Origin of the sequence: Oceanobacillus senegalensis (assembly GCF_900176885.1) — a bacterium.
Classification (GTDB): domain Bacteria; phylum Bacillota; class Bacilli; order Bacillales; family Amphibacillaceae; genus Oceanobacillus; species Oceanobacillus senegalensis.
The window spans coordinates 2,596,013-2,610,592 of sequence record NZ_LT839648.1 but is presented as its reverse complement, the minus strand read 5'-3'; the positions used below and the strand labels follow the sequence as shown (position 1 = coordinate 2,610,592).

Annotated in this window: 13 protein-coding genes; all 13 read left to right on the top strand. The window is 36.6% G+C overall.

Translation table 11 applies throughout. The features are described from left to right. The first annotated feature begins 166 nt into the window (after positions 1-166). A complete protein-coding gene (locus tag CAO17_RS12590; RefSeq protein WP_085993094.1) occupies positions 167-1,738 on the top strand; it encodes an ATP-binding protein in 1,572 nt (523 codons plus the stop codon). 17 nt (positions 1,739-1,755) lie between these two features. After that, on the top strand, positions 1,756-2,421 hold the full coding sequence (locus tag CAO17_RS12585) for a response regulator (protein ID WP_085993093.1): 666 nt from the start codon (positions 1,756-1,758) through the stop codon (positions 2,419-2,421). Between the two features lie 290 nt (positions 2,422-2,711). Beyond that, a complete protein-coding gene (locus CAO17_RS12580) occupies positions 2,712-3,674 on the top strand; it encodes a DctP family TRAP transporter solute-binding subunit (RefSeq protein ID WP_085993092.1) in 963 nt (320 codons plus the stop codon). A 16-nt stretch (positions 3,675-3,690) separates the two neighbouring features. Then, positions 3,691-4,743 (top strand): TAXI family TRAP transporter solute-binding subunit, encoded by a 1,053-nt coding sequence (locus CAO17_RS12575; protein WP_085993091.1) that lies wholly within the window; start codon positions 3,691-3,693, stop codon positions 4,741-4,743. Positions 4,744-4,831: 88 nt separating this feature from the next. Continuing rightward, positions 4,832-6,790, top strand: a complete 1,959-nt coding sequence (locus CAO17_RS12570) for a TRAP transporter permease (RefSeq protein ID WP_085993090.1) — start codon at positions 4,832-4,834, stop codon at positions 6,788-6,790. A gap of 103 nt (positions 6,791-6,893) precedes the next feature. Continuing rightward, positions 6,894-8,333, top strand: a complete 1,440-nt coding sequence (locus tag CAO17_RS12565; protein ID WP_085993089.1) for an SLC13 family permease — start codon at positions 6,894-6,896, stop codon at positions 8,331-8,333. A gap of 37 nt (positions 8,334-8,370) precedes the next feature. Further along, the gene (locus CAO17_RS12560; protein ID WP_245831837.1) at positions 8,371-9,174 is read left to right on the top strand and encodes an MBL fold metallo-hydrolase; all 804 of its coding nucleotides are present in this window, start codon (positions 8,371-8,373) and stop codon (positions 9,172-9,174) included. A 187-nt stretch (positions 9,175-9,361) separates the two neighbouring features. After that, complete coding sequence (locus tag CAO17_RS12555) at positions 9,362-10,288, top strand: hydroxymethylglutaryl-CoA lyase (protein WP_085993087.1); 927 nt, start codon at positions 9,362-9,364, stop codon at positions 10,286-10,288. An 11-nt stretch (positions 10,289-10,299) separates the two neighbouring features. Continuing rightward, on the top strand, positions 10,300-11,094 hold the full coding sequence (locus tag CAO17_RS12550; protein ID WP_085993086.1) for an enoyl-CoA hydratase/isomerase family protein: 795 nt from the start codon (positions 10,300-10,302) through the stop codon (positions 11,092-11,094). A gap of 17 nt (positions 11,095-11,111) precedes the next feature. Further along, complete coding sequence (locus tag CAO17_RS12545; protein ID WP_085993085.1) at positions 11,112-12,272, top strand: acyl-CoA dehydrogenase family protein; 1,161 nt, start codon at positions 11,112-11,114, stop codon at positions 12,270-12,272. Between the two features lie 82 nt (positions 12,273-12,354). Then, positions 12,355-13,197 carry a fumarate hydratase gene (locus tag CAO17_RS12540; RefSeq protein WP_179151951.1) on the top strand — a complete coding sequence of 281 codons (843 nt, stop codon included), beginning with the start codon at positions 12,355-12,357 and terminating at the stop codon, positions 13,195-13,197. A 16-nt stretch (positions 13,198-13,213) separates the two neighbouring features. Beyond that, on the top strand, positions 13,214-13,771 hold the full coding sequence (locus tag CAO17_RS12535; protein WP_085993083.1) for a Fe-S-containing hydro-lyase: 558 nt from the start codon (positions 13,214-13,216) through the stop codon (positions 13,769-13,771). Positions 13,772-13,856: 85 nt separating this feature from the next. Next, complete coding sequence (locus CAO17_RS12530; RefSeq protein WP_085993082.1) at positions 13,857-14,522, top strand: GntR family transcriptional regulator; 666 nt, start codon at positions 13,857-13,859, stop codon at positions 14,520-14,522. Positions 14,523-14,580: the final 58 nt, after the last annotated feature.

The window sequence follows — 14,580 nt, the reverse complement described above, 5'->3', positions numbered from 1 at the left end:
CTATTGAAGATATTATGTACACCCTGGTAACGACTTTTACTAATTTATTGATATATAATAATTTTCGTAATATTATAAAGTAATAGGTATGTACATATAAAATCTTCAATAACTATATAAATTATCTATTTATAATAGGAAGTTAAAAAAACAAGTGAGGCTATCAATGAATAAACGAATAAAGTTACGTACAAAAATACTCATTCTTTCTTCCATATTAGTATTTTCTTCTGTATTTGTCAGTGGAGTAACTATGTTAATCAGTATATCTAAATCATTTGAAGAGGAAATTGGTGAACGTGCTATAGCTATTGCAAGAACCATTGCTCAATTGGATGATATTCGTAATTCTGTTGGAAAAGTGGACGGTTCTAAGATGATACAGCCTGTTGTGGAACGAATTCGCTTATCCACAAATGTAGATTATATTGTCATTTTGGACATGGATGGAATTCGTTATTCCCATCCATCCGAATCCAGAATCGGTAAGAAATTTTTAGGTGGCGATGAAAAAGCTGCTTTTTCTGAATTGGAGTATACTTCAAAAGCGATAGGTGAGCTTGGATTTGCCATTCGGGCATTTGTTCCAATTATGGATGAAGAAGGTATAGAACAGGTAGGAGTTGCTGTAGTAGGCATTCTAGCACCCACCTTTCAGTCGCTTTTGGAAGAATATCAATCCGATTTAATTCTATCATTGGTATGGGGCCTTCTAATAGGACTTGCAGGTGCATGGCTATTAGCAAACAATGTCAAAAAGCAAACCTATTATTTAGAACCGTATGAGATTGCTAGATTATTTGAAGAACGTTCTATGATTATGGAAACGCTTGATACAGGAATAATTGCAACGGACAGCAAAGGGAAGGTTACCTTTATGAATAATTTGGCAACAGCGTATACAGATTTTACCCTTTCTAAAAATTCTTCAATCAAAGATATATTTCCAGACTCATGGATACTAGAACAAATACAAGTAAATAGAGAGATTAGTAATAGGGCAATCAGTATTAAAGGGGAAATGTATTTGATTTCCATCTACCCAATTTTTGTAAAAGATTTGTTTACAGGATACCTAATTAACTTGAAAAATCGCTCGGATGCACAGCGATTAGGGGAAGAGTTAACGGGTGTTAGAAGTCTGGTTGCTGCTTTGCGTGCACAGAATCATGAATATATGAATAAACTTCACAGCATTGCTGGTCTCATCCAATTAGGGAGAACGGATGAGGCGTTGGATATTATCATGGATGAAACATCTTTTGAAGAAGATATGGTTCAATTTTTAAGAAGTCGTATTCAACATTACTCCATTTCTGGACTTATCCTTGGAAAACGTTCAAGAGCAAGGGAGCTTGGAGTGCAATTATTAATCGATAGGGAAAGTTATTTAGAAGAAGTGATTCAGGGATTGAGTCCAGGTGATATCATTACACTTCTTGGAAATTTGCTAGATAATGCCATGGAAGCATGTGAAAGTCAGATAGAAAAAAATGTGGAATGTTTCATTAAGGGGAATGAAAACCATTTATATATTTCGGTGAAAGACACTGGTAAAGGAATATCCGAATCAGAAAAAAACAAAATATTTAAGCAGGGTTATAGTTCGAAGGCCAAAGAGGGCAGGGGAATCGGTTTACATGTAGTAAAAGAAATTATTGATGCAAAACAAGGCACGTTACGAGTAACCTCCGAAAAAAATGAAGGTACCAAATTTGAAATAGAAATGAACGTATAGGAAAGAAGGGTGAAATGATGGTTAATGTTCTAATTGTTGAAGATGATCCAATGGTATTGGAAGTGAATAAGTCATTTCTAGAGAAAATTCCCCAATTTCAACTAATTGGAAGTGCTGAAACAGGTAAAATAGCGCTCGAATTGATTAATCAGAAACAACCTGATCTTGTATTAATGGACGTGTACTTGCCTGATTGTTCTGGGTTGGAAGTAATAAGCGAAATGAGAAAAAGTGAAATTCCTGCAGATATTATTATGATTACGGCAGCAAAAGATACAAAAACTGTGCACCAGTTATTTCAGTTAGGTGCCATTGATTATATTGTAAAACCATTTCGATTTGATCGTTTTAAATTAGCATTAGATCATTACTTGAAAATGTGGAAGAAACTTCAAGATTCTGAGACAGTAAGTCAAAAGGAAATTGATGAATGGACAAAGATAAAGGATATGAAGGTGAATGAGGAACTTCCAAAAGGACTAAGTGAGGGAACGTTAAAACAGGTATTAATGGTATTAGTTGAACAAGAAAAACCTGTATCAGCTGAACAATTAGCAGATTATTTAGGAATGGCCAGAGTGACCGTTCGACGTTATTTAGATTATTTATCCAAGCAAAGTAAGATAAATATTCAAATGGAATATGGACGTGTAGGAAGGCCAACTAACTATTACTATATTTAGCAGAATGTTCTAGTAGATAATGAAGGATTCATCATACCATTTAGATGGAATCCTTCATTTAATATTCTCTAGAAGATTATCAGAACATTTGAGAACAAAAAGACCAAAAAGATTATTATGTTTTTATTATTGCTACATAATTGTAAGCGCTTTATAATAAGAAATATCCAAATTGGTTTAATATTCCTAAAAATAATAAGGGGGTGTAGGTATTATTAAGTAAAATTTTTAGTAAAAAAGGTTTTATACTATTATTTCTTATTTCAAGTACATTATTAGTTTCATGCAGTATGAGAAGCTACCCGGTTGACCATGAACAACTTAGTGAGGATGAACGAATTGTTATTCGCTTCTCCCATGTTGTTGGTGAAAATACACCAAAAGGAATGGAAAGTAGGCGTTTTGCTAAGTTAGTAGAAGAAAGAACAAATGGACAAGTCGAGGTTCAGGTTTTTCCAAATAGTTTCTTGTACAAAGATGGTGAGGAAATAGAGGCAATAAAAGATGGGGATGTGCAAATGATTGCTCCTGCAACATCTAAAATTGCTACATTAGTTCCAGAATGGCAAGTACTAGATTTACCATTTGCATTTAAAAATGCTAGTGAAGTTAAAGAGTACATTAGAAGCCCTGTAGGGGAAGTACTAAAAATGAAACTGGAACAAGAAGGAATGTACTTACTTGGTTTTTGGGAAAACGGTTTTAAACAAATGACAAGCAATAAAACACCTCTTTATACACCTGAGGATTTCCGAAATTTAAAGTTTAGAATTATGGATAGTGAACTATTGGGAGAACAGTTTAAACTATTAGAGGCTGAACCACAAGTTGAGACGTTTTATCAAGTTTTTTCCGTATTAGAAAGTGGTCAACTTGATGCACAAGAAAACACATTTTCTAATATTGTAAACAAAAATATTCATACTGTTCAAGACTATATGACTGTAAGTAACCATGGATACTTAGGTTATTTTGTAATCATTAATGCAGATTTCTGGAAGAATCTACCTGAGGATATTCAGGTTACACTTCTGGATGTTATGAACGATGTAACGGAATGGGAAGCAAAGCGAGCTAGGGAAATAAATGCCGAAAAATATGAAGTACTACAATCTTGCAATTGCATCGAAATACATGAACTAAATGATGAGGAAAGAAAACAATGGGAAGAAGCACTTACCCCTTTGTATGATTCTTTTGCCAAGAGGTATGGGGCACAGTATATAAAATATCTTCCAAAATTTAAGGAATAAAAAGGAGGAAAAAGCGATGAAACGTATCAAAAATCTAACCTTTTTTATCATGGTTGCGATGGTATTGATTGTACTCTCGGCTTGTAGTGACAATGCTGAGGATGCTAGTGGTAACTCAGGGGGAGAAAGTGCTGGATCATCAGAATATCCAAGTACCGTAACAATAGGAACAGCTTCTCAGGGAGGAACCTACTACATATGGGGAGGCGGTTTAGCTAACTTATTAGAAGAGCATCTTGACATTACATCAAATGTTGAAGTAACTGGTGGTCCCGTGCATAATATCCAATTACTTGATCAAGGTGATATTCAAATCGGAATGGTAACGAACGGACCGCTTTATGAAGGATATTACAATGATGGGGTATGGACCAATAAGGAGTATAAAGATATTCGTGTTATTTTCCCAATGTATCATACTCCATTCCACTGGTGGTCTTCTGCTGATTCTGGTGCAACAAGCATTAGAGATCATGAAGGGGAAAGAGTTGGGGTCGGTCCAGCTGGAGGAACTCCTGGAACATACAATCCTTTAATATATGAAGTATTAGGAATTGAAACAGGTGATCAGGTTCAGGCGGGTGCAAGTGATATGGCATCTCAGATGTTAGATGGACAATTGGATCACATAGGGTTCTCAGCTGGGATTCCTATTTCTTCAGTAACGGAAGTGGAGACTCAGATGGATATAAATATCTATGGCCTTAGCGAGGAAGATAGAAAAACGGTAATGGAGGAACTGCCTTATTTCACGGAATATACAATTCCTGCTGATACGTATGAACAGCTAAATGATGATTTAGAAACCATGGCTCAATTTAACTTTGGGGTCATACAGAAAGATGCAAATGAAGATTTTGTTTATGATTTTGTTAAAGCCTATCACGAAAATATTGATCAAATGATTAGTACACACGCATCTGCAAAAGAAGCGGAAGATCCTGCAGCAATCTTAAAAAATCAAGAGTTTCCATTACACCCTGGTGCTATCCGCTACTATGAAGAAATAGGAATTGACCTTCCTGAGGCTGTTTATCCACCAGAATGGGAAGAAAATAATAATGAGTAATTAGATACTAAAATAATAGATTCCCCGTCTAAAGATAGGGAATCTATTAAAAACATATAAAATCATTCCGTTTTAGGAGGTGGATGCTGTGGAAGAAAAAAACAAGCCATCAAAAGTAAAGACAAATAATAAAATAGATATAACAGTCGATGAAGAAGCGTTAGAAGCTTCGTCTAATACACGTAATTTAACAGGATGGGTACGTTATTTGTTTATGGTGATTGCTGTCATTGGTGCTCTTTATCATTTGTATATTCTTAATCTAAATCCTATTGATCCTTGGGTGTTTAGAAGTACCCACTTAGTTTTTGGGATGGTATTAGGGCTTATGTTATATCCTGGTTGGAGACAGAAAACCAATAAAGTTCATATTATTGATTGGCTACTCATTATAGCATCTATATATATTGGATTTTATATCTATGCTAATTTAGAACAACTTGTCTTTCGTTTTGGGGTAACACCAACGACGATAGATTTCTATGTGGCATTAGTAGGGTTGTTACTTGTTTTGGAATTAACTCGTCGCACAAGTGGATGGGTGTTGCCAATCTTAGCTTCTGTGTTTGTGGCTTATGTATTTGCTGGTCCCTATTTGCCAGGTATTTTAAATCATAACGGATATTCTCTAGAAAGATTTGTAACGTATGTTTTCGGTCTAGATGGTGTCTTTGGAGTAACAACTGCGGTTTCTGCAAAATATATTATTTTGTTCATCATATTTGGTGCATTCTTGCAAATGTCAGGTGTTGGGCAATATTTCATTAATGTTGCATTTGCATTAGCTGGTAGCCTGAGAGGGGGGCCAGCGAAAGTAGCTATCTTTTCTTCTGGATTAATGGGCATGATTAATGGTACCTCAGCTGGTAATGTGGTAGCCACAGGGTCTTTAACTATTCCACTGATGAAACGAACAGGATACCCTCCTCGTTTTGCAGCTGCAACAGAAGCCACAGCATCAGCAGGGGGACAGTTATTACCACCAATTATGGGTGCGGGTGCATTCCTGATGGCAGAAATCACTGGTATGCCTTATTCGGAAATAATTATTGCAGCTACCATTCCGGCGATTCTATATTTCACTTCTGTATATTTTATGGTAGATTTTAAAGCTTTAAAAGCTGGAATGATGGGATTAAGTCGGGATCAGTTACCGAATTTAAAATCTATTTTGAAGAAGGCATATCTATTTATTCCAATCATTTTATTAATCACTATGCTAGTACAAGGATTTTCTGTTATTTTCGCTGGGACAGCGGGAATTATTTCTTGCTACATTCTTAGTTTATTTAGTAAGGATACACGCATGGGATTTAAGCATATTTTAGAAGCCTTGGAACTTGGTATGAAAAATGCTATCCAACTAATTGCTATCGTTGCTTGTGCCGGTATTATCGTAGGTGTCATTGCCCTTACAGGTATAGGACAGCGTTTTAGTTCGATGTTACTAGCTATAGCTGATAATAATATGTTGATTGCCCTAATTTTTGCTATGGCAATTTCTATTATTTTGGGGATGGGAATGCCGACAACAGCTGCTTATGCGGTTGCAGCATCTGCAGTTGCTCCTGGTTTAATTAACATGGGAATTGCCCCATTGACGGCACATATGTTTGTCTTCTATTTTGCTGTTATTTCAGCGATTACACCACCTGTGGCCTTGGCTGCTTTTGCTGCAGCGGGAATAACGGGTACCGACCCAATGAAAACAGGGGTTGATGCTTTCAAACTTGGTTTGGCAGCATTTATTGTACCGTTCATGTTCTTCTTCAGTCCTGAATTGTTAATGAGAACGGACTCTACACTTGGGATCATTATAGCTTCCATAACGGCACTAGTTGGAGTTTATCTCTTATCTGCATCAGTGCAGGCTTGGTTCTTTAAGAAGCCAGCAAAATGGTACAGTAGAATCTTACTAATTGGTGCCGCAATACTATTTATGTTATCAGGCTTGGTAACCGATTTAATTGGAATCGGCGTAGTAGTTGTTGTAATAGCAATTCAAAAGTATATGAATAACACCCATACGGTTGAAAGGGCGGCGTAGTTTAAGAAGGTATCTCATAGAAATGTATAGCATCTATAAATAATGCTATACATTTCTATTTATCTATCTCTTAGTACAAAAATAGGAAGAAGTTGAGAGAAACATGAAGGCTCAAAGTCATTTATTAAATAAAGTACATATAAAAGGGAATAAAAAGATTGTTTCTTTCGTTATTTCAGCAATGATATTTTTGGGCCTATTGATTTTTTTGCCTGAGAGTGTTGCTTGGTCACCAAGAGTTGCGATTTCTGTAATGGCTTTTGGTGTTCTATTATGGGCCCTGGAACCTATTCCGCTTGGGATGACCTCGGTTCTAGCATTGATATTATTATTCCTGTTTAATGCTGTTTCAGCTGAAACGGTGTTAAGTGGTTTTTCCTCTCCTGCAGTTTTTCTGATTATTGCAGGAATGATGATTGCCCAGGGGGTAAATCAAACGGCACTAATGGACAGAATCACTTACGCTTTTCTTGCAAAGTGTGGAAGTTCCGCAAAAAATATCTTTATGGGATTTTTTCTGTTAATGCAGATTCAAGCATTTTTTATTCCAGCAACTGCAGTAAGAGTACAGTTAATGGTACCAGTAGTCGTTTCTGTAATTAACGCGGTAGGTGCTAAACAAGGGAGTAACTTTAGTAAGCTAATGCTTGTAGGTACAGCGTTTGCGGGCAATATAAGTGGTACAGCTATTTTAACAGCTGCTGTTGGGAATATCCTAGCTATTGAAATTCTAACTATTTATACGGGAGGTTCATTATCCTATTTCGATTGGTTACTCTATGCGCTTCCAATTTGGCTTTTGCTTATTCTTTGTATTCCGCTCATGCTATGGAGGCAGTTTAGACCTGAAGACTATTCCTTTCAAGAACTGAAAAGGGATATGTCTGTTAAAAGGAATGAACTGGGTTCAATCAGTAAAAAGGAAAAGAAATGTTTAGCGATATTAAGTTTCACGGTTTTATTATGGATGACGCAATCTATCCATGGATATCACCCAACCGTTCCAGCATTAATTGCGGTCATTCTTATGTCCCTTCCAGGTTTTGGGTTTGTAAATTGGAAGAAAATGGTCCAAGTGAATTTTGATATGGTACTACTAATCGGAGCAACCTTATCACTTGGTTTCTGCTTAATTGAAACAGGTGCAATAGATATTCTTGCAAATTTATTTACGGCAGGTGTAGTCCTGGAGGCTATTGGAAATCCTTGGATAGGAATCATTCTAGTTGTTATTATTTCGCAAATCTTTCATTTAGGAGTAACAAATGTCTCTACGGCTGTAGTTACATTATTGCCAGTGTTAATTGGCTTGTCCATAGAAGCGGGAATTGACCCAGTAGTCATGAGCTTTGCAGCCTCTGTTACCCTATTATTTGGATTTATTTTAGTTGTAGAGACCATGCCGAATGTGGTGGTTCACGGAACTGGGCTGATTGAACAACGGGATTTTTATGCTTCAGGAATCATTGGAACGGTCATAAGTATCATTATTACGATAGTAGTCGCGTTCACATGGTGGAGATGGTTAGGATTCTGGCCATAAATTACTAGTAGGAGGTTGTGTTTGGAAGATGATACATATGACAGAACTTGAAGATGTCAATTGTGTCAAGCTGGTTACCAAGCTTGGTAAAGCAGGCCGAACAGTTTATATGTATATAGTAGATGGGATGTTAATTGATACAGGTCCTGTCATTTTACTTGAGGAGTTAATACCGTTTTATCAGGAGCATTCATTTAATTTAGTTATGTTGACACATAGTCATGAAGATCATACGGGTACTGCTTCATGGATTAAAGAAAACAAAAATGTACCTATATATATTCATCCAAAGGGAATAGAGATATGTGAAAAACCTGTTTCATATCCCATGTACCGTCAACAAACCTGGGGAATTAGGAAGCCATTTGAAGTGCTCCCAGTAGAGTCAACTATTCAGTCTGCCAATCTTGAATGGAAGGTTATTTATACTCCTGGTCATGCTAATGATCATGTTTCATTATTTCATGAAGAGTCTGGTAGGTTATTTGCTGGAGATTTGTACATATCTCCTGAAACAAAAATTATCATGAAAGATGAGTCCATTCCAATGATAATTCACTCCATAAGGAAATTACTGAGTTTAAATTTTGAAAGCCTTTTTTGTTCACACACTGGATTTGTTCCAAATGGTAGAGCCATGTTAAGAAAAAAAATGATCTATCTTGAGGAAATTTATGCAAAAGTGGAGGAACTATATAACCAAGGAAATATAGCATATGAGATAAAGCGAAAACTGTTCCCGAAAAATTATAAATTAATAGAGTATTCAGAGGGAGAGTATGATACGTTGCACATTGTTACATCAATATTAGAAGACATAAAGAGGAAAATTAATATTTAGTAAATTTAGTCTTTACAGATAAAATGAAATTACGTATAATTAAAACAAGTAAGTATTATCTGAAAATTAAGAGGTTTTTTAATTTAAATTATATTAAAATTCGTTTATGAATCGTTTTCTTCCTGAAAGCGATTTTAAAAATAAATATATTGTATCCAATATACAAAAAACAATAGGAGGGGAGTTCATGAGCCTACCTCAGAAGGTAACCATTAATGAGGTCATTCTTCGAGATGGTATTCAATTGGAAGATAAGATTTTATCTGTCAATGAAAAGCAGGAATTAGTCAATTTGTTATACGAAGCAAATACTACGAATCTAGAATTTGGCTCTTTCGTTCATCCAAAGGCAGTACCACAAATGGCTAACTCTGGAGAATTATTTGAGTTAATCAAACACCGTGAAGCGCTCAATCTAGTTGCTTTAGTTCCTAATTTAAAGGGAACTGAAAATGCAGCAAAACATGGGGTAAAACGAGTTAATTTTGTTTTTTCTGCAAGTAATACACATAACCTCCAAAATGTAAGGCAAACGACAGAAAAATCGCTAGAAAGATTAAAGGCAATCAAGGAATTTTGTGATAATAGCGATATAAAACTAGAGGTATCTATCGCAACATCATTCGGTTGTCCGTTTGAAGGGGAAGTACCAGTTAAGCGAGTGAAAGAAATCGTAAAACAGGTAATCGAATTGAGAGCCAATTTAATAACCTTTGCTGATACAACAGGAATGGCCAATCCAAAACAAGTCTATGAATTTGTAAAAATGATGAGGGAAAGTTTCCCTGAACAAGCTTTTAATCTACATTTTCATAATACAAGAGGAATGGGACTTTCTAATATTCTAGCTGGAATAGAAGCTGGCATTACTAGTTTTGATGCTTCATTAGGAGGGCTTGGTGGTTGTCCATTCGCACCTGGTGCGACAGGTAATGTGTGTACCGAAGATGTTGTACATATGCTGCACAATATGGGAATAGACACAGGTGTTGATTTGGATAAACTTATAGCAGCATCAAGAAGATTAAAAGAATTGATGGGTCATGAATTATCTAGTTATGTATTGAAAGCTGGTAAGTCTAACCGTCAATATAAAATACCGACGGAAGCATAGGGGGGAATAAAATGGAGCAATATGAAACATTATTGATCAAAAAAGACGAGGAAACTAAAGGTGTTTATACCATCACACTAAACAGACCTAATTCCATGAATGCAATGAACACACAAATGGGTCTTGATTTATTAAATAGTCTTCAAGAACTTAAAGAGGATGAAGATATACGTGTTTTAATTATTACTGCTAATGGTGAAAAGAGCTTCTGTGTTGGGGCAGACCTTAAAGAAAGAAATGGTATGACAAATAAACAATGGAAGAAACAACACGATATTTTTGAGAACGCATTCAAGGAGATCCGTGATTTTCCGTATCCAGTTATTGCGGCGATTAATGGTTATGCTTTAGGCGGGGGATTGGAAATGGCGTTAAGTTGTGACCTTCGCTATTCTGCTTCACACGCCAGATTAGGACTACCAGAGGCGAAAATTGGAATCATCCCAGGTGTAGGCGGTACACAAAACCTACCACGTGTTATTCCTGTCGGGATTGCAAAAGAATACCTTTTTAGAGGAAGCCAAATGGATTCCAAAAGAGCTAAAGAATTAGGGCTTTTAAATGATGTCTTTAGCATAGAAAAATTGGAAGAAAACACCTTACAGGTTGCTAGAGAAATTGCTAAAAATGCACCATTATCTTTAAAAACACTGAAAGAGTCAGTTAATAACGGACTGCAAACTGACCTTCACACAGCGTTAACCATCGAGCTTAATAATTATTATAAAACTGCTAATTCAGAAGATAGGCAGGAAGGGATTCTTGCATTTAATGAAAAACGCCAACCAAATTGGAAAAATAAATAAAAAAGGGGAAATGTAAAATGGCTACAAGTACTGTTCAAGATCTTGAATTAATCCGTGAAAGTGTTCGTGCATTATGTGATAAGTTTCCAGAAACTTACTGGAGGGAAACCGACGAAAAGGATGAATATCCAGAAGAATTTATTAAAGCGTTAACAAACGAGGGCTGGTTATCTGTATTGATTCCAGAAGAATATGGTGGAGCTGGTCTTGGGATGTTGGAAGCTGGAATTATTTTGGAGGAAATCAACCGTTCTGGTGGGAATTCAGGTGCAGGGCATGCGCAAATGTATACCATGGGAGCCATCTTGAGACATGGTAGTGAGGAACAAAAACAACGTTACCTTCCGAAAATTGCTAGTGGAGAATTAAGACTTCAAGCATTTGGTATTACGGAACCTACTGCTGGAAGTGATACGACAAGTATTACCACCACTGCAGTTAAACAAGGGGATAAATATATTGTAAATGGGCAAAAAATATTTATCTCTCGTACAGAGCATTCCGATCTGATGTTACTTCTAGCTAGAACAACACCTAAAGACCAAGTAGCGAAGAAAACGGATGGACTAAGCTTATTTATTCTTGATATGAAAGATCAGCAAGACAATATTACGATTCGCCCAATTGATACAATGATTAACCATGCGACAACGGAAGTTTTCTTTGAAAATGCGGAGATTCCTGAAGAAAACTTGATTGGGTTAGAGGGAAAGGGATTTAAGTATGTATTAAGCGGAATGAACGCAGAACGTATCCTAGTAGCATCAGAAAGTCTTGGGGACGGAAAATACTTTGTCGATAGATCTGTCCAATACGCAAACGAACGTGTTGTCTTTAATCGTCCAATTGGTCAAAATCAAGGGGTTCAATTTCCAATCGCACAATCGTATATGGATATTGAAGCTGCAACATTAATGAGAGATAAGGCAGCAAAACTATTTGACGCAGGGGAAAAGTGCGGAGCGGAAGCAAATATGGCGAAGTATTTGGCAACGGAATCTACTTGGAAAGCTGCTAATGCTGCGATGACAACGTATGGTGGATATGGATTTGCAAAAGAATACAATATTGAACGTAAATTTAGAGAAGCCCGTTTATTCATTGTTGCACCTGTTACCAATAACCTAGTTACAACGTACATTGGTCAACACGTTCTTGGACTACCAAGATCGTTTTAAATGAATTGAATGAACTTCCATTAGCAGCTTATCCTGCTAATGGAAGTTACCCGATTATCCACTATTTAGAAAGGTGATTAATGTGAGAAAAATAACGTATGAAGAACTCGTTCAAAATGTAGCTTCCATGTGCCAAGAAGCAAACTATCATTTGGGCGAAGATGTGTTTGAAGCATTTCAGAAAGCATTACGTACGGAAGAATCACCTGTTGGAAAAGATGTACTCCAGCAACTCGTAGACAATGCAAATGTAGCAACAACAGAATATGTCCCAATGTGTCAAGATACGGGAACGGCTGTCTTTATTGTTGAGGTTGGTCAAGATTGTCATATTGATGGTGGTAAACTTTCGGATGCAATTAATGAAGGAGTACGGAAAGGTTATGGTGAAGGTTATCTACGAAGTTCGATTGTAGGTGATCCATTAAACCGTATGAATACAGGGGATAATACTCCTGCAGTTATCCATATAGAATTGGTTGAAGGGGATCAAATCACCATCCATATGACAGCCAAAGGTGGAGGCGCAGAAAATATGAGTGATATGAAAATGCTGAAACCTTCTGATGGTCTTACTGGAATCAAGAATTATATCTTAGATATCGTAAAGGTGGCAGGACCGAATGCATGTCCACCATTAGTCGTTGGTATTGGTATTGGTGGTAACTTTGAACGCTGTGCTTTCTTAGCAAAGAAGTCATTGTTTCGGCCAATTGGTGAACGTAATCCAGACAAAACGATTGCAGATTTAGAGGAAGAACTGATGAGGGAAATTAATCGATTAGGTATTGGACCACAGGGATTAGGAGGGTCAACGACAGCACTTGATGTAAAAATTGAAGCAGAGGCATGTCATATTGCTACATTGCCAGTAGCTGTTAACCTGAATTGCCATGCAAGTAGACATCAAGTAGCAATCTTGTAATAAAGGAGTAAAAGAAATGCCTAAATCTATCAAACTACCACTAGACGATGATATAGTAAAAGATTTAAGGGCGGGGGATCAAGTACGTCTCACAGGAACAATTTATACAGCTCGTGATGCAGCACATAAAAGAATGGCTGAATCCCTTGAGAACGGTGGGGAAATTCCATTTGATATAAAGAATCAGATTATCTATTATGTTGGCCCCACACCTGCAAAGCCAGGACAGGTAATTGGTTCTGCAGGGCCTACCACTAGTTCGAGAATGGACGCATATACGCCAAAGTTACTTGAATTAGGTATGAAAGGAATGATAGGAAAAGGGTACCGCAATGAACAAGTAAAACAGGCAATTAAAGAAAATCATGCGGTATATTTTGCCGCAGTAGGTGGTTCGGCAGCCCTAATTGCAAAAACGATTAAAAAAGTTGAAGTCATTGCTTACGAGGATTTAGGAACAGAAGCCATTAGAAAAATGGAAGTGAAGAACTTTCCAGCAATTGTCATTAATGATATGTATGGTGGCGATTATTACCAAGAAGGGATAGCAAATTATAAACAATCAGATGTATGATTCACAAAATAGAAGAAGGGAAGCCTATTATTTTTAAAAATAAGTGAATGATACCTTATCCATAAAAAATTTAGGAGAATTCGAGATGGCGGAGAAATTGGATTTACGTATTGGTAATAGGGAAATGTTGCATAGTCGTGTATGTAGTATATTAAGAAGGGCTATTTTAAAAGGGGACTTTACACCAGGGGAACGCCTCGTACAAGCTGAGTTAGCTGATTTGATTGGAGTAAGTCGAATGCCAGTAAGAGAAGCGTTACGTACATTGGAGCTAGAGGGTCTTGTAAAGATTGAACCTCATAAAGGTGCGGTTGTAAGGACCATTCAAAAACAAGATATTCAAGAAATTTATGAACTTCGAATTTTACTAGAGCCAGTTGCATTAAAGAAGAGTATACAGTATTTTACAGAGAATGACTTTAAACAATTATCATTATTGCATCAAGAAATGGTGAGTGCTAGTACAGGTGAATCTTATGTGGAGTTAAATGTTAAGTTTCATAATTTATTATTCAGTCGTTGTAATAGCCCACGTCTACTTGGTTTTATTGAAACGATTTCCCATGGATTTGCCCAAGATACACCACAACTAATTCCAGGTCAGATACAAAAGTCAAATAAGGAACATGAGGCGATTATGGAGTCTATCTATCAAGGTGATGTAGAGAAAGCGGGAGAATATCTGGCCAAGCACATTGAAAGAACAGGTAAGGAACTGATTGCCTCTATGGAAAATAATGATTTTCAATAAATAGGAGTTCTTCTTATTATTAAGGGCTCCTTCTCAGATAGATTAGTTTCCTTTATCT

Bases quoted from the DNA above. Each gene is read 5' to 3' on its own strand.
- CAO17_RS12575 (WP_085993091.1), top strand. From the start codon at position 3,691: ATGAAACGTATCAAAAATCTAACCTTTTTTATCATGGTTGCGATGGTA.
- CAO17_RS12550 (WP_085993086.1), top strand. From the start codon at position 10,300: ATGGAGCAATATGAAACATTATTGATCAAAAAAGACGAGGAAACTAAA.
- CAO17_RS12585 (WP_085993093.1), top strand. From the start codon at position 1,756: ATGGTTAATGTTCTAATTGTTGAAGATGATCCAATGGTATTGGAAGTG.
- CAO17_RS12580 (WP_085993092.1), top strand. From the start codon at position 2,712: ATGAGAAGCTACCCGGTTGACCATGAACAACTTAGTGAGGATGAACGA.
- CAO17_RS12530 (WP_085993082.1), top strand. From the start codon at position 13,857: ATGGCGGAGAAATTGGATTTACGTATTGGTAATAGGGAAATGTTGCAT.
- CAO17_RS12535 (WP_085993083.1), top strand. From the start codon at position 13,214: ATGCCTAAATCTATCAAACTACCACTAGACGATGATATAGTAAAAGAT.
- CAO17_RS12590 (WP_085993094.1), top strand. From the start codon at position 167: ATGAATAAACGAATAAAGTTACGTACAAAAATACTCATTCTTTCTTCC.
- CAO17_RS12560 (WP_245831837.1), top strand. From the start codon at position 8,371: ATGACAGAACTTGAAGATGTCAATTGTGTCAAGCTGGTTACCAAGCTT.
- CAO17_RS12565 (WP_085993089.1), top strand. From the start codon at position 6,894: ATGAAGGCTCAAAGTCATTTATTAAATAAAGTACATATAAAAGGGAAT.
- CAO17_RS12545 (WP_085993085.1), top strand. From the start codon at position 11,112: ATGGCTACAAGTACTGTTCAAGATCTTGAATTAATCCGTGAAAGTGTT.
- CAO17_RS12555 (WP_085993087.1), top strand. From the start codon at position 9,362: ATGAGCCTACCTCAGAAGGTAACCATTAATGAGGTCATTCTTCGAGAT.